Below are 22,084 nucleotides of genomic sequence, written 5' to 3'. Positions count from 1 at the left end.
CAGCGGCGAGGCGCCGAGCACCGCGGCGGCCTCGCGCAGCCGCTCGTCCACGGCACGCAGGACGGGCAGCATGGTCCGTACGACGAACGGCACACCCACCAGGGCCTGGGCGAGCGGGACGAGGATCCAGGACGTACGCAGGTCGAGCGGCGGCTCGTCGAGCGTGATCAGGAAACCGAAGCCCACGGTCACCGCCGACACTCCGAGCGGCAGCATCAGCAGGGCGTCGAAGCCGCGCACCAGCGGCCCGGCCCGTCTGGTCAGGGCGGCTGCCGCAAGGCCCCCGACCACGAGGGCGATGAGAGTCGCGACCAGCGCGTAGCGCAGGGAGTTGCCGATGGCGTCGAGCGGCGGCACCAGGAAGGTGGAGCCGTTGGCGTCGGCGGACCGCAGCGCGCGGTAGAACCCGAAACCGTAGCCGCCCGAAGTGTCCAGCGAGCGTTCCACCAGCACACCGAGAGGCAGCAGGACGAGGAGCAGCACGGTCAGCAGGACGCCGCCGAGCAGCGCGCGCTGCCCGGCGCCACGGGGCGGCCGGGCCGTCTGCGACGGGTCGACGAGCTTCAGGGCCGTCTCCCTGCGCCGCACGGTCCAGGCGTGCACGGCCAGGATCCCGGCGACCGCGGCGAACTGCACGAGGGTCAGTACGGCGGCCGTCGGCAGGTCGAGCAGCTGGGCGGTCTGCCGGTAGATCTCCACCTCGAGCGTGGAGTAGGCCGGACCGCCGAGGATCTGGACGACGCCGAACGAGGTGAAGGTGAAGAGGAAGACCATCAGGGCCGCCGCGGCCACGGCCGGAGCCAGCGCGGGCAGGGTCACCCGCCGCCAGGCGGTGAACCGGCCGGCTCCGAGCACCCGGGCCGCCTCCTCCTGCCGGGGGTCCAGCTGCGCCCACAGCCCGCCGACGGTCCGGACGACGACCGCGTAGTTGAAGAACACGTGGGCGAGGAGGATCGCCCACACGGTCGTGTCGAGCCGGACGCCCCAGAGCTCGTCGAGGAACCCGCCGCGCCCCAGCAGGGCCAGGAACGCCGTCCCCACGACGACGGTCGGCAGGACGAACGGCACGGTCACCACGGCCCGCAGCAGCTGTCTGCCGGGGAAGTCGAAGCGGGCGAAGACGTAGGCGCCGGGCAGTGCGATCAGCAGAGTGAGCGCGGTCGAGGCGAACGCCTGCCAGGTGGTGAACCAGAGGACGTCGAGGATGTCCGGCCGGCTCAGCACCGTGCCGATCCGGCCGAACTGCCAGACACCGTCCGTCCTCAGCCCCCGGCCGACGATGGCGGCGACCGGGTAGGCGAAGAACAGCGCGAAGAACACGACGGGCACGGTCATGAGACCGAGTCGCGCCGCGCTCCCCCCGCGCGCGGGCCGGGGGCCTACTTCACGACGAGCGAGGACCACGACTGGACCCACTGCTCACGGTTCTTGGCGATCTTCTCCGGATCCACGGTCGCCGGCTTGTCGACGGTCGCACCGAACTCCGTGAAGAGCTCGGGCAGTTCCGCGTCCTCCACCACCGGGTTCACGAACATGTTCAGCGGCATGTCCTCCTGGAACCGCTTGCTGATCATGAAGTCCAGCAGCGCCTTGCCCCCCGCCTCGTTCTCGGCACCGTTCAGCAGGCCGGCGAACTCGATCTGGCGGAAGCAGGTGCCGGTGGCCACGCCGGTCGGAGCCTCGGTGGGCTTCGGATCCGCGTACAGCACCTCGACGGGCGGGCTGGAGGCGTACGAGACGACGAGCGGCCGGTCGGCCTTCGCCTTCCTGCCGCCGGCGGAGCCGGAGAACTCCTCGTTGTAGGCCTGCTCCCAGCCGTCGACGACCTTGACCCCGTTGCTCTTCAGCTTCTTCCAGTAGTCCTGGTAGCCGGTCTCGCCCTGGCTGGCGACGGTACCGAGGAGGAAGCCGAGGCCGGGCGACGAGGTGGCCGCGTTCTCGGTGACGAGGAGGTTCTTGTACGCGGGCTTCAGCAGGTCCTCGAAGGACGTCGGCGGGTCGAGCTTCCTGTCGGCGAAGTACTTCTTGTCGTAGTTGACGCAGACGTCGCCGGTGTCGACGGGGGTGACCCGGTGCTTGTCCGCGTCGAGCTGGGTGTCGGCCGCGACGCGGTCGAGGCCCTTCGCCTCGTAGGGCGTGAACAGGCCGTTGTCGAGCGCGCGGGAGAGCAGCGTGTTGTCGGCGCCGAAGAACACGTCGCCGCGGGGGGATCCCTTGGTCAGGATCTCCTGGTTGAGCGCCGCTCCGGCGTCACCGCTCTTGAGCACCTCGACCTTGTAGCCGGTCTCCTTCGTGAACGCCTTCAGGACGGCGTCCGAGGCGTTGAACGAGTCGTGGCTGACCAGAGTGACGGTCTTGGAACCCGCCCCCGCATCGCCCGAAGCCTCGTCCTCGGAGCCGCCGCAGCCCGCGAGCACGGTGACGCCGAGCGCGGCGGCGAGCGCCGTCGCCGCGTACTTCGTGGTGGTGTTCATGATGATTCCTCCTGGAGGTGACCAGGAAGAGACGCGGCCCTGCCCGCTCGGCGAGCGGGCAGGGCGCAACAGCTTGAGTAAGGTCCGAACTTCCTACCCGGAATGACCCGGGCGAGGTTCAGAGGGTCTGCGGCCGACCTGTCCTCGGTGCCGCACTCTCAGCGCTGTGGCGCTCCCCTGTCGGAATATGAAGTTGATTTCCGGGCCAGGCTACACCGGCCGGATCACGCCGGTCCGGCCGGATCACGCCGGACCGGGCGGACGGCGCCCGCCCACCGGGGACGGCTTCAGCGCTCCGAGGCAGCCAGCTGCCCGCAGGCGCCGTCGATCTCCTGGCCGCGGGTGTCCCGGACGGTGACCGGTACGCCGTGGGCCGCGATGGCCTCGACGAACGCCTTCTCGTCCTCGGGCCGCGAGGCGGTCCACTTGGAGCCCGGGGTCGGGTTCAGCGGGATGAGGTTGACGTGTACCCGCTTGCCCTTGAGCAGACGGCCCAGCCGGTCACCCCGCCACGCCTGGTCGTTGATGTCACGGATCAGCGCGTACTCGATGGAGATGCGGCGGCCCGACTTCTCCGCGTACTCCCACGCGGCGTCCAGGACCTCACGGACCTTCCAGCGGGTGTTCACGGGCACGAGGGTGTCGCGCAGCTCGTCGTCCGGTGCGTGCAGCGAGACCGCGAGACGGCACTTGAAGCCCTCGTCGGCGAAACGCAGCATCGCCGGGACCAGTCCTACCGTGGAGACGGTGATCCCCCGCTGCGACAGCCCCAGGCCGTCCGGCTCCGGGTCCGTCAGCCGGCGGATCGCCCCCACCACGCGCTTGTAGTTGGCCAGCGGCTCGCCCATGCCCATGAAGACGATGTTGGAGAGCCGCGCCGGGCCGCCCGGGACCTCGCCGTCGCGCAGCGCCCGCATGCCGTCCACGATCTGGTGCACGATCTCGGCGGTCGACAGGTTGCGGTCGAGCCCGGCCTGCCCGGTCGCGCAGAACGGACAGTTCATCCCGCAGCCCGCCTGCGACGAGATGCACATGGTCACCCGGTCCGGGTAGCGCATGAGGACCGACTCGACGAGCGTCCCGTCGTGCAGCTTCCACAGCGTCTTGCGGGTGGTGTCGTCGTCACAGCTGATGTGGCGCATGACCGACATCAGGTCGGGGAACATCGCCTCGGCGAGCTTGTCGCGTGACGCGGCCGGGATGTTGGTCCACTCCGCCGGGTCGTGCGCGTACCGCGTGAAGTAGTGCTGCGACAGCTGCTTGGCGCGGAAGGGCTTCTCGCCGGTCGCGGCGACTGCTTCCTTGCGCTCGTCGGGTGTGAGGTCGGCGAGGTGCCGCGGCGGCCTCTTGGCTCCGCGGGGCGCGACGAAAGTGAGTTCTCCGGGCTTAGGCATGGTTCCTCCAGTGTCGCAGACACGCCGGGGTGCCCCGGGGCCTCCGGGCCGCCGGAGGGCTCCGCGCACGCCCGCGAGGCAGCCGCCGGCCGTCGTCACAGGCGTGCCACGGCCCGGGGGGCGGCCCGGCCGTACGCGGCGACAGTGACCGATCGCACGACGGACGCCCCGTACCGGCGGGCCCGTCCGCCGGCCCAGGGCCCTCACGGTTCCCGGCCTCCGGGGGCATCGGCACCGGGGACGCGGGCACGGGCGGGCCATGGACCCCCGAGTACCGGTCGCAGCCGGACTCGCCGGACGTCGGCAGGGTCCTCACGTGAGCGCTCCCGAGGTGTGGGCCCTGGGCGCCGTCCACGTCGCCGTCCGCCTCCGCGGGAACGGCTGGAAGCTGTCCCGCCGTCGTCGGACGCCCACGGGGCGGGGCCCGCCGCCCGGTGGACGGTGGGCCCCGCCCCGTGGAACCACGACGCGGGGACGGCCGCGCGGCTCAGCCGGATCCGACGAACAGCACCAGCAGCATCCACACGACCGGGGCGCTCGGCAGCAGCGAGTCGAGCCGGTCCATGATGCCGCCGTGGCCGGGCAGCAGCGTGCCCATGTCCTTGATGCCCAGATCCCGCTTGATCATGGACTCGCCGAGGTCCCCCAGCGTGGCGCTGGCGGCGACCGCGAGACCGAGGAGCAGCCCCTGCCACCAGCGGCCGTCGTCGATCAGGAACTCCATGCAGAGCGCACCGGCGGCCATCGCGAAGCCGATCGCGCCGAAGAGGCCTTCACGGGTCTTCCCGGGGCTGATGCGAGGCGCCAGCTTGTGCGTGCCGTAGCGCCAGCCGACTGCGTACGCTCCGGTGTCCGCGACCACCGTCAGCAGCAGGAACGTCAGCACCCGCCACGGCCCGTCGTCCGCGGTGAGCATCATGCTGACGAACGTCGCCAGGAACGGCACGTAGAACACGGCGAACACACCGGCCGTGACGTCCTTGAGGTAGCCCTCCGGCCGCTCCGTCATCCGCCAGACGAGGACCGCGAGCGCCGTGAGCGCCATGGCGACCCACGCGCCCTCCGCGTCCCGCACGTAGCCGGCGACCACCATGGCGGCACCGCCGACGGCGAGCGGCACGAGGGGGGCGTTGATCCCCTTGCGCTCCTTCAGGCGGGAGGTGAGCTCCCAGAGCCCCACCACCACCGCGATCACGACCACACCGACGAAGACGGCCTTCACGATGAAGAGCGACCCGGCGACGACCGCGCCGAGCCCGAGGCCGACCCCTATGGCCGCACGCAGATCACGCCCCGCACGCTTCTTCTGCGGCGGGGGCGACGGCAACGGGGTGGACATGGGCTCCTGCGGCTTCTCGTCACGGAACAGGGGGCCGCTGACGCGCGCGGCGGCGTCCCCGTTCCGGTCGTCGCGGTCGTCAGCGTCTCTACCTGCGTCGGGAGCGTCCGGCACGATGGGCATGGGCCGAGTCTGCTGGGCGCCGTACACATCGTATGCAGGACCCGCCGGAGCGGCCCCCATCTCGGGCGCGCTCCGATAACCGGCTCCCCGCGGGGCGCCCCAGGAAGAGTCGTTCATCAGACTTCGAGCAGCTCGGCTTCCTTGTGCTTGAGCAGCTCGTCCACCTGCGCGACGTACTTCGCGGTGGTGTCGTCGAGCTCCTTCTCCGCGCGGCGGACCTCGTCCTCGCCGGACTCCTTGTCCTTGACGAGCTTGTCGAGCGACTCCTTGGCCTTGCGGCGGATGGAGCGGATCGAGATCTTGGAGTCCTCGGCCTTGGTCTTGGCGACCTTGATGTACTCCTTGCGGCGGTCCTGGGTGAGCTCCGGGAACGTCACACGGATGATGTTGCCGTCATTGCTGGGGTTGACGCCGAGGTCGGAGTCACGGATCGCCTGCTCGATGTTGCGCAGTGCGCTCTTGTCGAACGGGGTCACCACGGCCATCCGCGGTTCGGGGACCGAGAACGAGGCGAGCTGGTTGATCGGGGTCAGCGCGCCGTAGTAGTCCGCGACGATCTTGTTGAACATCGCCGGGTGCGCACGGCCGGTACGGATCGCGGCGAAGTCCTCTTTCGCGACGACGACGGCCTTCTCCATCTTCTCCTCGGCCTCGAGGAGGATTTCTTCGATCACCACGTGCTCCTGCGTGTCTTGAGCGGACCCGGCATCGCCCGGTCCTGCGGATCCTGCGTCGCGTCCTCACCTGCACGGTGTCCGACCGGCAGGCCGTTGTCCATCTTCTGGGCCGTCAGGCCCGGGTGCTCTCGTCGCTCACCAGCGTGCCGATCTTCTCACCCTTGACCGCGCGGGCGATATTGCCCTCCGCGGTCAGTTCGAAGACGAGGATGGGGAGCTGGTTGTCGCGGCAGAGCGTGATGGCGGTGGCGTCGGCGACCCTGAGGTCGCGGGCGATCACCTCGCCGTACTCCAGCGCGTCGAACTTCACCGCGTCGGGGTTCGTCTTCGGGTCGGAGTCGTAGACCCCGTCCACTCCGTTCTTCCCCATCAGCAGCGCCTCGGCGTCGATCTCCAGGGCGCGCTGGGCCGCGGTCGTGTCGGTGGAGAAGTACGGCATGCCCATGCCGGCACCGAAGATCACGACGCGTCCCTTCTCCAGGTGCCGCACGGCACGGAGCGGGATGTACGGCTCCGCGACCTGGCCCATGGTGATCGCGGTCTGGACGCGTGAGTCGATGCCTTCCTTCTCCAGGAAGTCCTGCAACGCCAGGCAGTTCATGACCGTACCGAGCATGCCCATGTAGTCGGACCTCGCCCGGTCCATGCCGCGCTGCTGGAGCTCGGCGCCACGGAAGAAGTTGCCGCCGCCGATGACGACCGCGATCTCCGCGCCGTCGCGCACGACCGCGGCGATCTCGCGGGCGATGGTGTGCACGACATCGGGGTCGACACCGAGGCCTCCGCCACCGGCGAAGGCCTCGCCGGACAGCTTCAGCATGAAACGTCCGGAAATCGTGCCGTCGTCGCGCTTGTGGTCACCCTGTGTGGCGTCCGCGCCCTTGTTCATGGAGATTCTCCTCGTGCACATACGAAGAAGGCCATTGCCGGTGGGTCTGTCGTCCCTCAGCGGCAATGGCCTCCTCGTCAGATCTGCGGTCGTCCGGCTGCGTGCGGCCGACGACTGCACCAGACCCTATCGGGGTCCACCGTTGTTCGCGGACGGACTCAGATGCCGACCTTGATGCGCGTGAAGCGCTTCAGGGTGACACCGGCCTCGTCCAGGACCTTCTGAACGGACTTCTTGTTGTCCAGCGCGTAGGGCTGGCCGAGGAGGGTGGCCTCCTTGAAGAAGCCGTTGACGCGACCCTCGACGATCTTCGGGAGAGCGGCCTCGGGCTTGCCCTCGGCGCGCGTGGTCTCCTCGGCGACGCGGCGCTCGGCCTCGACGACCTCGGCCGGGACGTCCTCGCGGGAGAGGTACTTCGGGGCGAAGGCGGCGATGTGCTGGGCGATACCCTTCGCCAGCTCGGCGTCGGCCTTGTCCAGCTCGACCAGGACACCGATCTGCGGCGGCAGGTCGGGCATGGTGCGGTGCATGTAGACGGAGACGTAGTCGCCGGTGAACTGCGCGAAGCGGTCCAGGACGATCTTCTCGCCGAGGTTGGCGTTCGCCTCGTCCACGTACGCCTGGACGGTCTTGCCGGGCTCGATCTCCGAGGCGAGGAGCGCCTCGATGTCGGCCGGGGAGGTCGCGGCGACGTGGGCGGCGAGCGTGTTGGCGACGGCCTGGAACTTGTCGCCCTTGGCGACGAAGTCCGTCTCGCACTTCAGCTCGAGCAGGACGCCGGACGTCTTGTCCTCGGAGACGAGGGAGACGACGGCACCGTTCTCGGCGGAACGGCCTTCGCGCTTGGCGACGCCCTTCTGGCCCCTGATGCGGAGCGCCTCGACGGCGCCGTCGACGTTGCCGTCGGCCTCGTCGAGGGCCTTCTTGCAGTCCATCATGCCGGCGCCGGTGAGCTCACGGAGCTTCTTGACGTCAGCGGCGGTGTAGTTCGCCATGAGTCTGTTTCTCTCTCGAAGTCTGAAAGATCTACGGGTGGACGGCGGGGGCGGTGCCTGCGCACCGGCCCCCGCCGTCGTTCAGCCGTGACTGACGGGTCAGGCCTGCTCGGCGTCCGCGGCCGGCGCCTCGGCGGCGGGGGCCTCGGCGGCGGGGGCCTCGTCCTGCTCGGCGGCGATGGCGGCCGGCTGGGCGTCGGCTTCGGCGTCCTTCTCGGTCTCGACCGAGGACTGGACCTCGGCGTCGTCCTTCTTCTCACCCGTGAGCAGGTCGCGCTCCCACTCGGCGAGGGGCTCACCGGCGGCCTTCTCGCCCGGCTTCGAGTCGCCGGTGGCGGCACCGGAGCGGGCGATGAGGCCCTCGGCGACGGCGTCGGCGATCACGCGGGTGAGCAGGGTGACGGAGCGGATCGCGTCGTCGTTGCCCGGAATCTTGTAGTCGACCTCGTCGGGGTCGCAGTTGGTGTCGAGGATCGCGACGACCGGGATGTGGAGCTTGCGCGCCTCACCGACGGCGATGTGCTCCTTCTTGGTGTCGACGATCCAGACGGCGCTCGGCACCTTCTGCATCTCGCGGATACCACCGAGGGTCTTCTCCAGCTTGGCCTTCTCGCGGGAGAGGACCAGGAGCTCCTTCTTGGTGAGGCCGGAGGCGGCCACGTCCTCGAAGTCGATGAGCTCGAGCTCCTTCAGACGCTGAAGGCGCTTGTAGACGGTGGAGAAGTTGGTGAGCATGCCACCGAGCCAACGCTGGTTGACGTACGGCATGCCGACGCGCGTCGCCTGCTCGGCGATGGCCTCCTGGGCCTGCTTCTTCGTACCCACGAACATGATGGAGCCGCCGTGGGCGACGGTCTCCTTGACGAACTCGTAGGCGCGGTCGATGTACGACAGCGACTGGAGCAGGTCGATGATGTAGATGCCGTTGCGCTCGGTGAAGATGAAGCGCTTCATCTTCGGGTTCCAGCGACGGGTCTGGTGACCGAAGTGGACGCCGCTCTCCAGCAGCTCCCGCATCGTGACGACGGCCATGGCCGTACTCCTTGAGGTACTCGGTTTTCGCGACCGCAGGATTGCTGTCGCGCCTGACGCCCCGTCGCGCCGTGCCACAAGGGACCGAGGAGCGCGGCCACCCTCCGCAGAGAGGGAGGTGGCGGGGCGTGCGAAGTCGACCCGGTGACCCGGATCGCCAGAAGAAGTGTACGGGACCCGCCGGGTGCCGGGTGACGGCGATGTCCACAAGCTTCCGGCCGTCCACAGATCGTGACCGTGATCCCCGCGGTACGCGGGTCACGGGAGATCGTCTCCGTCATGAGCCGCTCACCTGGAGAAGCCGCCCGCCGGCCGTGCGACGCCCTGCCCGGAGCACCGGGGCGGGGCGCGTGGCCCGTGGTGCTGCCGCCCCCACCGCCCGCCGCGCGCCTGGCCGCGCCGCTCGTCGCCCTCCTCACCGCCCTGCTCGCGCTGCTTGCGGGGCCGGCCACCGCCGGGGCCGCCACGGGCGCGCCGCCGGGCGGCGACCGCGTCTGGCCGCTCGCGGGACGCCCCGTGGTCGTACGGGGCTGGGAGCCGCCCACCGGCCCGTACGGGCCGGGACACCGCGGAGCCGACCTCGCGGCCGCCCGGCCGGGCACCCCGGTGCGCGCGGCCGCCCCGGGCCGGGTCGCCTTCGCGGGCGCGGTGGCGGGGCGCGGAGTGGTCTCCGTCGACGTGTCCGGCAGCGCGGACCCGCCGCTCCGCTTCACGTACGAGCCGGTACTGGCCCGGGTCGCCGAGGGCGACGAAGTGGTCGCGGGGGAGGTGGTGGGCGTACTGGGCGAGGAGGCCTCCCACTGCGCCTCAGGGTGCCTGCACTGGGGCCTGCGGCGCGGGGACGTCTACCTGGACCCGCTGTCGCTGCTCCCTCCGTCACTGCTGCGGCGGGGGCCCTCCCGGCTGCTGCCGGTGTTCGGGGTACCCCTGCCCGGGGCGGCGGGCCGGCGGGCCGCTCAGCCCCGTACGCCGCGCAGGACCATGGCCACGGCGGTGTCCGCCACGGTGCCCGGCTCCTCGGCCGCGCCGAGCTCGATCCTGCGCACCGCCGCGTCGACGGAGCCCTGCAGCAGCATGGCCGCGAGCCTCGGCTCGGTGTGGCCCAGGTCGGCGAGCGCCTCGACGATCATGGCGATGAGGCCGCCGTGCGCGGCACGGATCTTCTCGCGCGCGCCCGCGTCCAGCTCGCTCGCGGAGATCGCCACGACCGCGCGGTGCCGCCGGTCCCCGACCAGGTCGAGCTGCCGGCGGACATAGGCCTCGATCTTCGCCTCGGGTGTCCCGGCCCGTTCCATCGCGTTCTCGACCTCGGCGGCCCAGACGGGGAAGTCGACGGCGCAGAGCTCCTCGACCACGGCCGCGCGGGAGCGGAAGTACTCGTAGACGGAGGACCTGGCGAGGCCGGTGCGCTCGGCGAGAGCGGGGAAGGTCAGCGCTTCCGTACCGCCCTCGGACAGCAGGGAGCGCGCGGCGTCCAGGAGGGCGCCGCGCTGCATGGTCCGGTGCTCGGCCACGGAGGCCGCTCGAATCCTGGGCACGCCTCCACTCTACGGCGGCGTCGGTTCGACGAGGGGTCCGCGTCCGCGGTCGGGTGGCCGAAGCGGTTCCGTCTCAGCGGCCGGCGTCGGCCAGCTTCGCCCGGAGCTGCAGCACCGACTTGGTGTGGATCTGGCTGACCCGGCTCTCGGTGACCCCCAGGACGTTGCCGATCTCGGCGAGGGTGAGGCCTTCGTAGTAGTAGAGCGTGACCACGGTCTTCTCCCGGTCGGGAAGGGTGTTGATGGCGCGGGCCAGCAGCCGTCTGAGCTCACGGTCCTCGGCGACCTCGACCGGGTTGTCGGCCGCGGTGTCCTCCAGCGTGTCCATCAGGCTCAGCCGGTCGCCGCCTTCGCCGCCGACATGCAGCAGTTCCTCGAGCGCCACCACGTTCGCGAGCGACAACTGGCTGAAAACGGCGTGCAGTTCCTCCAGGGCGATACCCATCTCCGCGGCGACCTCCGCCTCCGACGGCGTGCGCCGCAACTGCGCCTCCAGGGTGGCGTAGGCACGCTCGACATTGCGCGCCTTCTGCCGCACGGACCGCGGGATCCAGTCCAGCGCGCGGAGTTCGTCGATCATCGCGCCGCGGATCCTGGTGATCGCGTACGTCTCGAACTTGATGGCCCGTTCGATGTCGAACTTCTCGATGGCGTCGATCAGCCCGAAGACTCCGGAGGAGACGAAGTCCGCCTGTTCCACGTTGGACGGCAGCCCGACACTGACACGGCCCGCGACGTACTTCACCAGGGGTGAGTAGTGCAGGATCAGCTGCTCCCGCAGCCTCTCGTCACCGGTGGTCTTGTACGACCGCCACAGTTCGTCGAGCGAGGTAGGGGCGGGAGGGCGCACAGTGCCACGCGCAGCCGGTGGTACTGCCGCGCGGTCAGACCCGGAGGTGTGCTGGGGCATGTGGTGCCTTGAGCCGTTCTGCTGTGAAGTACTGGGACGTGTCCGTGGGGCGGATTCCTCGTGAGCGTAGCGTGACTGAGGTGTTGCGGTACGCGCAGGACAAAGGAACCGTGCTGTGCGATTGCGTTCCAAATCCGTCGTTCCGCCGCCGCCCGGCAGGGGCCGGCGGAGGCCGACGGCAAGGGCCGTCCACCGCTCGCACCGGCCCCGGACGCCCGACGGGGTGGCACCGAGGTCTTCGGCATCACCTTTTCACCCGAATGCTCCGGGTCAAGTACCGCCTCGCCGCGCGTCCCCGTCACGTGTGCGTCCCGGCGTCAACCGCCACCCGTCGCCCTCCCGTTCGACGAACCCCAGTGAGTGGAGTTCGTACAACCGGCCGAGCGCTTCGTCCGTCGACGTCCCCGCACTCCGGGCCACGTCACGCCCGCCCATCACGCCTGCCCGGGGCAGTGCCTCCAGGACTCGCGCGGAGGCGGCGTCGAGGTGGTCCCTGGGCAGGACGGGGCCGTTCCTGACCGGCGCGAGCTCTCCGATGCGCCCCACGAGTTCGCAGATCTCGGCGGCATCGGTGACCAGGACGCCCTCACCGCGCAGGAGTTCGTGGACCCCGGCCGAGAGACCGCTGGTCGCGGGGCCCGGCACACCCATGGTGAAGCGGCCCAGGCGCCGGGCGTTCCTCGCCGTGACGAGTGATCCGCTGCGGTACTCGGCCTCCACCACCACGGTGCCTCTGGTGAGCGCCGCGATCACCCTGTTCCTCAGGATGAATCGCGTGCGCGTCGGGTGGTCCGAGGGCGGCAGCTCGCCCATGACCACGCCCTGCTCCACGATGCGCCCGATCAGCTCGGCGTGTCCGCGTGGGTACGCCACGTCCACCCCGCAGGCCAGGACCGCCATGGTCGCCCCGCCCGCGGCCAGCGCCCCCCGGTGCGCCGCGCCGTCCACTCCGAACGCCGCGCCGGAGACCACGACCCAGCCCCGCTCGGCCAGACCCGCGGCGAGCGTCGCCGCCATGTGCGCGCCGTAGGGTGTGCAGGCCCGGGCGCCGACCAGAGCGACCGAGCGCAGCGCCCAGAGGCGCAGGTCGGCCCGGCCCCGGACCCAGAGCCCGATGGGCCGGGCGTCCCCCAGGTCGTCGAGCTGGCTCGGCCATTCCTGGTCGCCGGGGCAGACGAACCGCCCGCCGGCCGCGGCCACGTCCGCCAGGTCCTTCCCCGGATCGGCGCTCGACGCCCGCAGGCGGTAGCCCGCGAGCCGTGTCGACGTCATCCCGTCGAGCGCCTGGGCAGAGGCGTCCGTGCCACCGAGGCGTCGTACCAGCTCCACGGGGCCGAGCTCGCGGATCCAGCGGCCGCCCCGCTCGTCCCCCGGTTCGAACACCCGGGTCAGGGCGGCACGCGCCAGCCGCTCCCGCTCACCCTGGGGCGGCTGTGTGCTCACCGGGCACCCGCCTGCGCCGGCACGCCTCGCTGGATGCCCGTCCGCAGTTCCAGCGCCACCGCGATGTCCGAGGCGTCAGGCCGCTCGGCGCCCCTCAGATCCGCCACCGTCCATGCCACGCGGAGAACCCGGTCGAGGCCGCGGGCCGTGAGGACGCCCCGCTCCATGTCACGTTCGGCCGCCATCAGAGCGCCCGGCGCGGCCATCAGCCTGGTCCGCAGCTCGTGCCCCGGCACTTCGCTGTTGGTGGTCCACGGGGTACCCGAGAGCCGCTCCGCGGCGCGCACCCTGGCCTCCCGCACCCGGGTCGCCACCTCGGCCGAGGACTCCCCACGGCCGCCGCTCCCCATCAGGTCCGCCCTTCCGACCGGCTCGACCTCCACGCGCAGGTCCACGCGGTCGAGCAGCGGCCCGGAGAGGCGCGCCTGATAGCGGCGGACTGCGGAGGGCGGGCATTCGCAGCCCGCACCGGCCAGGGTGTGCCGGCCGCACGGGCAGGGGTTCGCGGCCAGGATCATCAGGAAACGCGCGGGCAGCCGGACCACCCCCGCCGCGCGCGCGACCACCACGTGTCCGGATTCCAGGGGCTGGCGCAGCGCGTCGAGGGCCCGCCCCGAGAACTCGGGGGCCTCGTCGAGGAAGAGGACACCCCGGTGCGCCAGGGACACCGCCCCCGGCCTGGGCAGGCCGTTCCCCCCGCCCACGAGTGACTGCATCGTCGCCGAGTGATGCGGAGCGCAGTACGGCGCCCTGCTGATCAGGGGTTCACCCGGTGGGAGGATGCCCGCGACCGAGTGCACCGCCGTCACTTCGAGGGATTCCCGCCTGGACAACGGCGGCAGGATCGCCGTGAGCCGTTCGGCCAGCATGGTCTTCCCCGCTCCCGGTGGTCCGGACAGAAGCAGGTGGTGGCCACCCGCCGCCGCCACCTCCAGGGCCTTGCGTGCCCGGCCCTGGCCGGCGACCTCGGCCAGATCGGGCCGGTGCGCCGTGCCGTCGGCCGACAGCTGGGCCAGCCCCGCGCCGAGACCCGCTCCGGGCACCATCAGTCCGGCGAGCATCGTGTCGGGGCGGCTCCGGTCGGCGGCCGGCTCCTCGGGCACGGGTTCGTCACCGAGGACGGCGATCAGCTGGCGCAGGCTGCGGACGCCGAGTACCGAGACGCCCGGCACGAGGGCGGCCTCGCCCGCGGTCTGCTCCGGGACGACGACGTGCCGGTATCCGGCCTCCGCCGCCGCGAGCACCGCCGGCAGTACCCCCCTCACCGGGCGCACCCTGCCGTCGAGGCCGAGCTCCCCGATCATGACCACGTCGGCGATGGCGGCGGGGTCGATCCGCTCGGCCGCGCCGAGCACCGCGCAGGCGACGGCGAGGTCGAAGCCCGAACCACTCTTGGGCACCGAGGCGGGCGACAGGCCCACCGTGAGCTTCTTCTGCGGCCATTCGGCGCCCGAGTTCACGACCGCCGCCCTGACCCGGTCCCGGCTCTCCACCAGGCTCTTGTCCGGCAGGCCGACGAGCGTGAACGCGGCCACACCTGGCTCCAGGTCGGCCTGGACCTCCACGACCACACCCTCGACGCCGACCAGCGCCACCGAGCACGCACGCGCGAACCCCATCAGGCGACGCCCCGCACATGTTCCACGACGGGGGCGCCGCGCCTGGGGAGGGTCACACCGACCAGATCGATCCGGGCACCTCCCGGCGGCGCCCCGCCGTGCCGGTCGAGCCAGATCTCGGCGAGCCTGCGCAGCCGGTCGGCCTTGGCCGGTGTGACGGCCGCCATCGGATGCTCGAAGGAACCCGCCCTGCGGGCCTTCACCTCACAGACGACCACCGCGTCGCCGTCCCTGGCGACGATGTCGATCTCTCCGGCCCGACACCGCCAGTTGCGGTCCAGCACAGTCATGCCGGCCTCCGCCAGCAGCCGTGCCGCCAGTTCCTCGCCGTACCGCCCGAGTGCCCCGCGTGCGTTCATGTCGGCACCACCTCCGGCACCGACTGTGACGCGCTCCGCCCGACGTATTGGATCTTGGTGGACAACCAGGTCGTTGTGGAAACCCCGGCCACTCGGACGAGTGAACCGGGGCGCCGGGGAGCAGGCGTCGGATCAGCCGCCCGGGAGTTCGAGATCGCTCTTGTTGAGCTCCTCGATATTCACGTCCTTGAACGTCAACACCCTGACCTGCTTGACGAACCGGGCAGGCCTGTACATGTCCCAGACCCACGCATCCGCCATGGAGACCTCGAAAAAGACCTCGCCCTGAACCGAGTGCACCTGCATCTCGTAATCGTTGGTGAGGTAGAAGCGCCGTTCGGTCTCGATCACATATTTGAACAGACCGACGACATCGCGGTACTCCCGGTAGAGCTTCAGCTCCATCTCGGTCTCGTACTTCTCGAGGTCCTCGGCACTCATGGCATGTTCCCCTTCAGCCGTGCGTCCCCCTATTGTGCGCCAGCCCCACGAACCCCTGGCCGATTAGACGATTTCGGGGGCGAGAACCAGCGGAACACTCGGGGGCCCCTCGTCGAGCAGCGTGCGCAGCAGCCCGGCGAGCCTGGTCGGATACACCGTCTCACGCGTGGCGAGAAGTTCGGCGGAAGTCCACCACCTCAGACCGGCGACACTGCGCAGCTCGAGTTCGGTGAGGCCCTTCTGGTGGGTTGCCGTCTCCGTGGTACGGGCCAGGAAGTACCACTCGTCCTGGTCCCAGCGCCGCCCGTCGAACGGGAACGAGCAGATACGCGTCCACAGGAGCGGGCCGAGACGGACGTCCGTGATCCCGGTCTCCTCGGCGAGCTCACGCAGGGCCGCGTCCTCCCGGGTCTCGTCACCCTCGAGGCCGCCGCCCGGTGTGAACCACCAGCTCTCGGCCGGATTTCCGGGTTCGAAGCCGTGCAGCAGCAGGATGCGGTCGTCCGGGTCCAGGAGCACCACACGGGCGACCTTGCGTGCCTCAGCGCCCACGGGCGGACGCCTCCGCCCGCGCGGCCCTCCGCGCGGAGCGCCCCGCGAGGGGGCCGTAGGCCGCTCCGCCCAGGATGAGCACCACACCCACCACCAGGGCGCCGGCCTGCAACGGCAACGGCCCCTCGGACGACACCCCGCCCGGCAATGCCGCGAAGGCTTCGGGCCTGCCGATCATCCCGTTCATGGGCCACGCGACGGCGTCCACCCGAGCCTGAACGGCACCGCGCGGCACCGAGCCCTGCCCCGCGTCCTCCAGATGGACACGGGAGTCGAGGGAGGTGTTGCGCTCGTCCCCGAGGAGGAAGAGCTGGCCCTCGGGCACCGTGGCCGTGAAGTCCTGAGGTGAGGCCGGAGCCCCGCTCCCCGAGGCGGGCGACGAGGCCCCGTTCACCCGCAGATAAGGTTCCTCGACGGGTTTGCCGTCGACCGTGAGCCTGCCGCCCTCGTCGCAGCAGGCGATCTTGTCGCCGCCCACCCCGACCACCCGTTTCACCATGGGCACGGCGCCCCACGTCGGATCGGTGAAGACGACCACGTCTCCGCGCCGCACGTCTTCGCCGTCCACCCGCTCCGCGAGCACCCGGTCACCCGCGTTCACCGTCGGCGCCATCGAGTCGGTCGGCACGGTGTACGGCGCGTACACCACCGCTCCCCAGGCGAATCCGCCGAGGAAGAGCACACAGCCGACGGCCACGGCCAGGTTCGACAACACGTTGCCGAGCCGGCCGCGGCCGTCGTGACGTCCTGATCCACTCATCCCAGCGCTCCCCCATCGGAGATCGACAATCGCTGATCCGAGTCGGCACCCTACCCGGCGGTATGCCCGCGGGTCAGCCTGCGGCGACGCCAGAACACGAGGGGCAGCGCCCCCGCTACACCCAGTGCTCCGGGTACCGCGGCAGCGGCGGCCGCGTTCAGTCCGGGCTGGTCGAAGGTGCTCGGCACCGGGAGGGTGGCCCAGCGGTCGATCGGCCACGCCACGACAACGGCCCGCCCGACCACCTCGTCGGTGGACACGGTGCCCTGACCGGGCAGCTCCTGGTGGTAGCGGGAGTCCAGCGAGTTCTGCCGGTGGTCACCCATCACCCAGATCCGGCCCTCGGGAACGTTGATCGGCCCGAACGGCTCGTCGTCGCAGGCGCTGTTGCCCGCGAAGATGAAGGACTTGTCGTCCAGCGCCTTGCCGTTGACCGTCACCGGCCCGTTCTTCTTGCACGCGACCGTGTCACCGCCGACGGCGATGACCCTCTTGATCAGGTCCTTCTCCTCGGCGGACGGCATCAGGCCGATGAAGCTCAGGAATTTCTGCACCGCGTTGGGCTCGGGCGTCGCGGTGTCCTCCAGCCAGCCGCCCGGGTCGTGGAAGACCACGACCTCTCCGCGCTCCGGCTCCGAGCCGAACCACGGAGTCAGTTTGTCGACCAGCACCCGGTCGCCCCGCTGCAGGGTGTTCTGCATGGAGTCCGAGGGAATCGAGAAGGCCTGCACCAGGAACGTCTTGATCAGCAGCGCGAGAACGAGCGCGATGCCGATGAGCAGCGGCAGCTCCTTCCAGAACGAGCGGGGCTTCTTCACCGCCGTACTGCCACCGCCCGGGGACTCGCCGTCACTCTCCGCATCCACCGGGACCCCGTTGCTCGAAGGCCGGTCCTCGGGTTCGTCGTGTCCGGATCGTGCGCCGACCGCCAAATCCCCCACATCCACTCCTCACTCCGTGCCACCGCCCGCGCCCGATTCGGCGCAGGCCCACCACTCCCATAACGAGCGGGAGTTCCGCAGGGGTCGGGAGCAGGACCATTCCGTTGTGATCCTGGGAGGACACACTATTCGACGGGGCCGTCGGTCCGGCGCTGCCGTCGGGGACCGAGGCGTACGTTCCGGGCTCCTCCAGCCTCCGCCAGTGCCCGAACGGCCAGGCGATGACCACGGCCCGCCCCACGACCTCGTCCTGCGACACGGTGCCGTTGCCGGGCTTGTCGAGGTGGAAGCGGGAGTCCGCGGAGTTCGACCGGTGGTCTCCCATCACGAAGATGCGGTTCCGGGGGACCTTCACCTCGAATTCGAGGGTGGACGGCACGTCGCCGGGATTCAGGTACGGCTCGTCGAGCGCCACGCCGTTGACCGTGATCCTGCCGTCCGGACCGCAGCACTTCACGGTGTCGCCCCCGACCGCCACGACGCGTTTGATCAGGTCCTGCTCGTCCTCGGACGGCAGCAGTCCGATGAAGGTCAGCAGCTCCTTGACCTGCTTCACTCCGGCGGGAGGGTCCTCGGCGGCGGTGTTCTCCTGCTGCAGCCAGCCTCCCGGGTCCTTGAACACGACCACGTCGCCACGCTGCGGTTCGGACCCGAACCAGGGCGTCAGCTTGTCCACCAGCACCCGGTCACCGATCCGGATGGTCTGCTCCATCGAACCGGAGGGGATCACGAACGCCTGGACGAGGAAGGTCTTGAGTGCCAGCGCGATCAGCAGCGCGACGAGGACGAGGAGGGGTATCTCCTTGATCGCGGACCGGCGCCTGCGGCGCTTCACCTTGCGGGCGAGCTTGCGGCGCTCCGCCCGCGTGGGCAGCGAGCGGGCCGTGGTCGGCCTCGACCCGGTGGGCAGCGGCGGGCCCGTGTCCGGTACTCCCCGCTTGCGCCCCCGGTTACCCATGGTCCCCGTCCGTCGGCCGTATGCCGGCGAAGGCGCCGGTCCCCTCGACGGCGCCGAGCCTGCCGAGGGGCCAGCCGAGCCAGTCGACGCGCCCGACCACGCGTTCGACGGGCACCATGCCACCCCCGGGCTGCCCGAGATGGTCGCGGGAGTCCCGGGAGTTGCTGCGGTGGTCGCCCATCATCCACAGCCTGCCGTCGGGCACGACGATGTCGAAGGCGACGTCGGAGGGACGGTCACCGGGGTGGAGGTACTCCTCGTCCACCGGGGTGCCGTTCACCTCGACCCTCCCCCGCCTGTCGCAGCAGACCACCCGGTCGCCCCCCACGCCCACCACCCGCTTCACGAAGTCGGATCCGGCGGATTCGGCCAGCCCCAGGGACGCCGCCGCCTCCCGCAGCAGCACGCCGACGGCGTTCCCCTCGGGTGCGGGCTCCGGCACGAAGGATCCGGTGCCGTCGAAGACCACCACGTCGCCGCGCCGAGGCTCCGAGCCGAAACGGTACGCCAGCTTGTTGACGAGGACCCGGTCCCCGACCCGCAGCGTGGGCTGCATCGAGCCGCTCGGGATGAGGAAGGGCTGCAGCACGAAGGCGCTGAAGAGCAGCAGGGCAACGGTGCAGAGCATGCCCAGGAAGGCGGTCCGCCCCCAGGACAGCGGGACGGCCGGCCGGTCCTGGACATGCGTGGAGCGCGACCCCTCGTCCGCCCCGTCTGCGGGGCCGGAGGAGGGATCGCGCTCCATGTGCTGTGCTTCCGTGTCCATCGGGGCCGAATCCTATCGGGCCACGCTGTGGACGCCGGAGGTGAATCAGCGGTCGCGCTTCTCCTTGATCTTCGCGGCCTTGCCGCGGAGCTCACGGAGGAAGTACAGCTTGGCGCGACGGACGTCACCGCGGGTGACGAGCTCGATCTTCTCGAAGATCGGGCTGTGCACCGGGAAGGTGCGCTCGACGCCGACGCTGAAGGAGACCTTGCGGACCGTGAAGGTCTCGCTGATGCCCGAGCCCTGACGGCGGATGACGATGCCCTTGAACTGCTGGATACGGGAGCGGTTGCCCTCGATCACGCGCACGTGGACGTTGACCGTGTCACCGGGGCGGAAGGCCGGGAGGTCGGTACGGAGCGAGGCGGCGTTGACGCCATCGAGCAGGGAAGTCATGTTGTCTGCTTTCTTCGCCGATGCCACAGGTCATCGACGGGAGAGAGTGAGGTTCGGATGCTGATCCCATCGGGCGGGCGTCTGTCCCCCTGTGGCAGGGGCGCACGCCGGACGTACAGCGGGCCTATTCTTCCACGGCCCCGGGCCTGCGCCAAAATCGTCCACCGGGCTCCGGGGCCCAGCCGAGTATGGAGAGCATCTCGCGGTCCTTCTTGTCGAAGCCGGACGCGTCACAACGCTCGATGAGATCGGGCCTGTTGAGCGCCGTACGGCGGAAGGCCTCGTCCCGCCGCCAGCGCGCGATCCGGCCGTGGTGGCCGCTGAGCAGCACCTCGGGGATGCCGCGCCCACGCCACTCGGGGGGCTTCGTGTACACCGGGCCCTCGAGCAGATCGGCCATGGCCCCGGGCGCGAAGGAGTCGTCGCGGTGCGATTCGGCGTTCCCGAGCACTCCGGGCAGCAGCCGGGCCACCGCCTCGGTGATCACGAGCACGGCCGCTTCCCCGCCCGCCAGCACGTAGTCCCCGATGGACACCTCGATGACCTGCATGCGGGTCGCGTACTCGTCCATCACCCGGCGGTCGATGCCCTCGTAGCGGGCGGGGGTGAAGACCAGCCACGGCCGTTCCGAGAGCTCGACCGCGAGTTCCTGGGTGAAGGGCCTGCCGCTGGGCGTGGGAACCACGAGCACCGGCGAGTGCGCCCCCGCCTCGTAACCGTCGGCCAGCGCGTCGTCCAGCGCCTCGCCCCAGGGCTCGGTCTTCATGACCATGCCGGGACCACCGCCGTAAGGGGTGTCGTCCACCGTGTTGTGCCGGTCGTGCGTCCAGTCCCGCAGGTCGTGGACGTGCACGTCGAGACGGCCCCGGGCGCGCGCCTTGCCGACGAGCGAGACGTTCAGGGGCTCCAGGTACTCAGGGAAGATGGTGACGACGTCGAGCCGCATCAGGCGTCGCCCTTCTTCCCGTCAGCCGCGTCGTCACCCTCACCCGCGGAGTCACCCTCGCCCGGGCCGTCGGCAGCCGCGCCGTCCTCCGCGTCACGGGCGGAGGCGACGACGGCCTCGCTCTCGTCGATCAGTCCAGGCGGCGGGGTGATGACGGCCCGCTGCTCCTCGAGGTCGATCTCGGTGACGATCTCCTCGACGAACGGGATCATCACCTCGCTGCCGTCCGGCCGTTCCACGATGAAGAGGTCCTGGGAAGGCAGGTGCGTGATCTCGGTGATCCGGCCGATCTCCGTACCGTCGGTGAGGACGACGTCGAGGTCCATGAGCTGGTGGTCGTAGAACTCCTCGGGGTCCTCCGGGAGTTCCGCCGGGTCCACCTCGGCGATGAGCAGGGTGTTGCGCAGTGCCTCGGCGGCCGTGCGGTCGCGCACACCCTCGAAGCGCAGCAGCAGCCTGCCGCTGTGCACCCGGCCGGTCTCGATGGTCAGCGGCCCGATGTGGGCCGGCTCCGTGGCCAGCACCGCCCCGGGCCCGAGCCGGAGCTCGGGCTCGTCGGTGCGCACCTCGACGGTGACCTCGCCCTTGATGCCGTGGGCGCGACCGATCCGCGCAACTACCAACTGCACGCTACTTCTCCCGGTGTCTCTTGAGGAGGCGTTCATGTACGGACGACAAAGGCCGGGGACGGCTCGAAAGCCCTCCCCGGCCCCGGCCGGTGTTCAACTCTTTCAGCGAACCTGGTCCACATCGACGAGGTCGACACGGATTCCACGGCCGCCGATGGCACCCACGACGGTACGCAGGGCGCGCGCGGTGCGGCCGTTGCGGCCGATCACCTTGCCGAGGTCGTCGGGGTGGACCCGGACCTCGAGCACCCGTCCGCGGCGCAGGTCACGCGAGGCGACCTGCACATCGTCGGGGTTGTCGACGATGCCCTTCACGAGGTGCTCAAGAGCCTCCTCGAGCATGCTCAGGCCTCGGTCGACTCGGTGGACGCAGCAGCGTCGGCCGCCTCGTCCGCCTTCTTGTCCGACTTCTTGGCCTTCTGAGTGATGGCCTCACCCTTGGCCTCGTCGCCGTCCGTGGCCAGGGCCTCGAACAGGGCGCGCTTGTCAGCCTTGGGCTCCGGCTGCAGGAGCGGCGCGGGGGCCGGAAGACCCTTGTGGGCCTGCCAGTCACCGGTGAGCTTCAGGATCGCGAGGACCGGCTCGGTCGGCTGGGCGCCGACGGACAGCCAGTACTGCGCGCGCTCCGAGTTGACCTCGATGCGGGAGGGGTTCTGCACCGGGTGGTACAGGCCGATCTCCTCGATGGCCCGGCCGTCACGGCGGGTACGGGAGTCGGCGACGACGATGCGGTAGTGAGGCGAACGGATCTTGCCCAGACGCTTCAGCTTGATCTTGACTGCCACGGAAGTGGTGTCTCCTGGTCTCTGACGTGGTTGGGCACAAAAGATGCCACGTGGGGTTGCGGTACTCGGGTGCCCGATGGACGCGTCAGCCGGAGGAGAGAGGGGTCCTGTGCGACTG

The 22,084-nt window shown here is 70.6% G+C and carries 24 protein-coding genes and 1 pseudogene; 1 reads left to right on the top strand and 24 read right to left on the bottom strand.

The window, feature by feature from the left end; translation table 11 throughout:
* From ACHFIV_RS06550 to rpsB, 8 genes are all read right to left on the bottom strand, one after another.
* A partial coding sequence (locus ACHFIV_RS06550; RefSeq protein WP_398964580.1) for an ABC transporter permease occupies window positions 1-1,335 on the bottom strand: 1,335 nt, incomplete at its 3' end.
* Between the two features lie 44 nt (window positions 1,336-1,379).
* Window positions 1,380-2,474 carry a thiamine ABC transporter substrate binding subunit gene (locus tag ACHFIV_RS06545; protein WP_398964578.1) on the bottom strand — a complete coding sequence of 365 codons (1,095 nt, stop codon included), beginning with the start codon at window positions 2,472-2,474 and terminating at the stop codon, window positions 1,380-1,382.
* Window positions 2,475-2,761: 287 nt separating this feature from the next.
* Window positions 2,762-3,868 carry a 23S rRNA (adenine(2503)-C(2))-methyltransferase RlmN gene (rlmN, locus tag ACHFIV_RS06540; protein ID WP_033304082.1) on the bottom strand — a complete coding sequence of 369 codons (1,107 nt, stop codon included), beginning with the start codon at window positions 3,866-3,868 and terminating at the stop codon, window positions 2,762-2,764.
* Window positions 3,869-4,355: 487 nt separating this feature from the next.
* Window positions 4,356-5,447, bottom strand: coding sequence for a phosphatidate cytidylyltransferase (locus ACHFIV_RS06535; RefSeq protein WP_398964576.1), 1,092 nt, complete (start codon window positions 5,445-5,447; stop codon window positions 4,356-4,358).
* Window positions 5,447-6,004, bottom strand: coding sequence for a ribosome recycling factor (gene frr, locus ACHFIV_RS06530; protein WP_203182718.1), 558 nt, complete (start codon window positions 6,002-6,004; stop codon window positions 5,447-5,449). The genes ACHFIV_RS06535 and frr overlap by 1 nt, the downstream gene beginning before the upstream one ends.
* A 115-nt stretch (window positions 6,005-6,119) precedes the next feature.
* Complete coding sequence (gene pyrH / locus ACHFIV_RS06525; RefSeq protein WP_398964573.1) at window positions 6,120-6,896, bottom strand: UMP kinase; 777 nt, start codon at window positions 6,894-6,896, stop codon at window positions 6,120-6,122.
* A gap of 158 nt (window positions 6,897-7,054) precedes the next feature.
* Window positions 7,055-7,891, bottom strand: a complete 837-nt coding sequence (tsf, locus tag ACHFIV_RS06520) for a translation elongation factor Ts (RefSeq protein WP_398964571.1) — start codon at window positions 7,889-7,891, stop codon at window positions 7,055-7,057.
* Between the two features lie 99 nt (window positions 7,892-7,990).
* Complete coding sequence (rpsB, locus tag ACHFIV_RS06515; RefSeq protein ID WP_398964570.1) at window positions 7,991-8,923, bottom strand: 30S ribosomal protein S2; 933 nt, start codon at window positions 8,921-8,923, stop codon at window positions 7,991-7,993.
* A 279-nt stretch (window positions 8,924-9,202) separates the two neighbouring features.
* Between rpsB and ACHFIV_RS06510 the strand changes: the two are divergent.
* A pseudogene (locus ACHFIV_RS06510) lies at window positions 9,203-9,721 on the top strand (peptidoglycan DD-metalloendopeptidase family protein); the annotation flags it as partial.
* Between the two features lie 158 nt (window positions 9,722-9,879).
* Here ACHFIV_RS06510 and ACHFIV_RS06505 read toward each other — a convergent pair.
* The 16 genes from ACHFIV_RS06505 to rpsP all read right to left on the bottom strand — a co-directional run bounded on the left by ACHFIV_RS06505 (window position 9,880) and on the right by rpsP (window position 21,966).
* Window positions 9,880-10,437: a TetR/AcrR family transcriptional regulator gene (locus ACHFIV_RS06505; protein WP_398964586.1), complete on the bottom strand. Its 558-nt coding sequence runs from the start codon at window positions 10,435-10,437 to the stop codon at window positions 9,880-9,882.
* A gap of 97 nt (window positions 10,438-10,534) precedes the next feature.
* Entirely contained in the window at window positions 10,535-11,371 is an 837-nt protein-coding gene (gene whiG, locus ACHFIV_RS06500) for an RNA polymerase sigma factor WhiG (RefSeq protein WP_398964568.1), read from the bottom strand.
* 270 nt (window positions 11,372-11,641) lie between these two features.
* Complete coding sequence (dprA, locus tag ACHFIV_RS06495) at window positions 11,642-12,814, bottom strand: DNA-processing protein DprA (protein WP_398964566.1); 1,173 nt, start codon at window positions 12,812-12,814, stop codon at window positions 11,642-11,644.
* Window positions 12,811-14,433 (bottom strand): YifB family Mg chelatase-like AAA ATPase, encoded by a 1,623-nt coding sequence (locus ACHFIV_RS06490; RefSeq protein WP_398964564.1) that lies wholly within the window; start codon window positions 14,431-14,433, stop codon window positions 12,811-12,813. The genes dprA and ACHFIV_RS06490 overlap by 4 nt, the downstream gene beginning before the upstream one ends.
* Window positions 14,433-14,792 (bottom strand): YraN family protein, encoded by a 360-nt coding sequence (locus ACHFIV_RS06485; RefSeq protein ID WP_398964562.1) that lies wholly within the window; start codon window positions 14,790-14,792, stop codon window positions 14,433-14,435. Before ACHFIV_RS06485 ends, ACHFIV_RS06490 begins: the two co-directional genes overlap by 1 nt.
* A 132-nt stretch (window positions 14,793-14,924) precedes the next feature.
* Window positions 14,925-15,233, bottom strand: a complete 309-nt coding sequence (locus ACHFIV_RS06480; RefSeq protein WP_003965949.1) for a DUF2469 domain-containing protein — start codon at window positions 15,231-15,233, stop codon at window positions 14,925-14,927.
* Between the two features lie 63 nt (window positions 15,234-15,296).
* A complete protein-coding gene (locus tag ACHFIV_RS06475) occupies window positions 15,297-15,785 on the bottom strand; it encodes an NUDIX hydrolase (RefSeq protein ID WP_398964560.1) in 489 nt (162 codons plus the stop codon).
* The gene (lepB, locus tag ACHFIV_RS06470) at window positions 15,775-16,545 is read right to left on the bottom strand and encodes a signal peptidase I (RefSeq protein ID WP_398964558.1); all 771 of its coding nucleotides are present in this window, start codon (window positions 16,543-16,545) and stop codon (window positions 15,775-15,777) included. The genes ACHFIV_RS06475 and lepB (ACHFIV_RS06470) overlap by 11 nt, the downstream gene beginning before the upstream one ends.
* 50 nt (window positions 16,546-16,595) lie before the next feature.
* On the bottom strand, window positions 16,596-17,477 hold the full coding sequence (gene lepB, locus ACHFIV_RS06465; RefSeq protein ID WP_398964584.1) for a signal peptidase I: 882 nt from the start codon (window positions 17,475-17,477) through the stop codon (window positions 16,596-16,598).
* Complete coding sequence (gene lepB, locus ACHFIV_RS06460) at window positions 17,395-18,444, bottom strand: signal peptidase I (RefSeq protein ID WP_398964557.1); 1,050 nt, start codon at window positions 18,442-18,444, stop codon at window positions 17,395-17,397. The genes lepB (ACHFIV_RS06465) and lepB (ACHFIV_RS06460) overlap by 83 nt, the downstream gene beginning before the upstream one ends.
* Complete coding sequence (gene lepB / locus ACHFIV_RS06455) at window positions 18,437-19,210, bottom strand: signal peptidase I (protein ID WP_398964556.1); 774 nt, start codon at window positions 19,208-19,210, stop codon at window positions 18,437-18,439. The genes lepB (ACHFIV_RS06460) and lepB (ACHFIV_RS06455) overlap by 8 nt, the downstream gene beginning before the upstream one ends.
* A 45-nt stretch (window positions 19,211-19,255) precedes the next feature.
* Complete coding sequence (rplS, locus tag ACHFIV_RS06450) at window positions 19,256-19,606, bottom strand: 50S ribosomal protein L19 (protein WP_033304056.1); 351 nt, start codon at window positions 19,604-19,606, stop codon at window positions 19,256-19,258.
* Between the two features lie 124 nt (window positions 19,607-19,730).
* Window positions 19,731-20,552 (bottom strand): tRNA (guanosine(37)-N1)-methyltransferase TrmD, encoded by an 822-nt coding sequence (trmD, locus tag ACHFIV_RS06445; protein ID WP_398964554.1) that lies wholly within the window; start codon window positions 20,550-20,552, stop codon window positions 19,731-19,733.
* Complete coding sequence (gene rimM, locus ACHFIV_RS06440; RefSeq protein ID WP_398964552.1) at window positions 20,552-21,181, bottom strand: ribosome maturation factor RimM; 630 nt, start codon at window positions 21,179-21,181, stop codon at window positions 20,552-20,554. The genes trmD and rimM overlap by 1 nt, the downstream gene beginning before the upstream one ends.
* Window positions 21,182-21,283: 102 nt before the next feature.
* A complete protein-coding gene (locus ACHFIV_RS06435) occupies window positions 21,284-21,523 on the bottom strand; it encodes an RNA-binding protein (protein WP_014153811.1) in 240 nt (79 codons plus the stop codon).
* 2 nt (window positions 21,524-21,525) lie between these two features.
* Window positions 21,526-21,966: a 30S ribosomal protein S16 gene (rpsP, locus tag ACHFIV_RS06430; protein WP_099177594.1), complete on the bottom strand. Its 441-nt coding sequence runs from the start codon at window positions 21,964-21,966 to the stop codon at window positions 21,526-21,528.
* Window positions 21,967-22,084: the final 118 nt, after the last annotated feature.

The sequence above is a fragment of the Streptomyces sp. ALB3 genome (assembly GCF_044385685.1).
Classification (GTDB): domain Bacteria; phylum Actinomycetota; class Actinomycetes; order Streptomycetales; family Streptomycetaceae; genus Streptomyces.
Note: the sequence above shows the minus strand (reverse complement) of the source record. Positions and strands in the feature narration are given on the sequence as shown.

What these genes read in the sequence shown, in the direction of transcription:
- ACHFIV_RS06485 (WP_398964562.1), bottom strand. Translation starts at nt 14,792, where the DNA reads ATGAACGCACGCGGGGCACTCGGGCGGTACGGCGAGGAACTGGCGGCA.
- whiG (WP_398964568.1), bottom strand. Translation starts at nt 11,371, where the DNA reads ATGCCCCAGCACACCTCCGGGTCTGACCGCGCGGCAGTACCACCGGCT.
- lepB (WP_398964556.1), bottom strand. Translation starts at nt 19,210, where the DNA reads ATGGACACGGAAGCACAGCACATGGAGCGCGATCCCTCCTCCGGCCCC.
- ACHFIV_RS06480 (WP_003965949.1), bottom strand. Translation starts at nt 15,233, where the DNA reads ATGAGTGCCGAGGACCTCGAGAAGTACGAGACCGAGATGGAGCTGAAG.
- ACHFIV_RS06535 (WP_398964576.1), bottom strand. Translation starts at nt 5,447, where the DNA reads ATGAACGACTCTTCCTGGGGCGCCCCGCGGGGAGCCGGTTATCGGAGC.
- rplS (WP_033304056.1), bottom strand. Translation starts at nt 19,606, where the DNA reads ATGACTTCCCTGCTCGATGGCGTCAACGCCGCCTCGCTCCGTACCGAC.
- ACHFIV_RS06435 (WP_014153811.1), bottom strand. Translation starts at nt 21,523, where the DNA reads ATGCTCGAGGAGGCTCTTGAGCACCTCGTGAAGGGCATCGTCGACAAC.
- rpsB (WP_398964570.1), bottom strand. Translation starts at nt 8,923, where the DNA reads ATGGCCGTCGTCACGATGCGGGAGCTGCTGGAGAGCGGCGTCCACTTC.
- lepB (WP_398964557.1), bottom strand. Translation starts at nt 18,444, where the DNA reads ATGGGTAACCGGGGGCGCAAGCGGGGAGTACCGGACACGGGCCCGCCG.
- rlmN (WP_033304082.1), bottom strand. Translation starts at nt 3,868, where the DNA reads ATGCCTAAGCCCGGAGAACTCACTTTCGTCGCGCCCCGCGGAGCCAAG.
- ACHFIV_RS06545 (WP_398964578.1), bottom strand. Translation starts at nt 2,474, where the DNA reads ATGAACACCACCACGAAGTACGCGGCGACGGCGCTCGCCGCCGCGCTC.
- pyrH (WP_398964573.1), bottom strand. Translation starts at nt 6,896, where the DNA reads ATGAACAAGGGCGCGGACGCCACACAGGGTGACCACAAGCGCGACGAC.
- lepB (WP_398964558.1), bottom strand. Translation starts at nt 16,545, where the DNA reads ATGAGTGGATCAGGACGTCACGACGGCCGCGGCCGGCTCGGCAACGTG.
- tsf (WP_398964571.1), bottom strand. Translation starts at nt 7,891, where the DNA reads ATGGCGAACTACACCGCCGCTGACGTCAAGAAGCTCCGTGAGCTCACC.
- ACHFIV_RS06490 (WP_398964564.1), bottom strand. Translation starts at nt 14,433, where the DNA reads ATGGGGTTCGCGCGTGCGTGCTCGGTGGCGCTGGTCGGCGTCGAGGGT.
- trmD (WP_398964554.1), bottom strand. Translation starts at nt 20,552, where the DNA reads ATGCGGCTCGACGTCGTCACCATCTTCCCTGAGTACCTGGAGCCCCTG.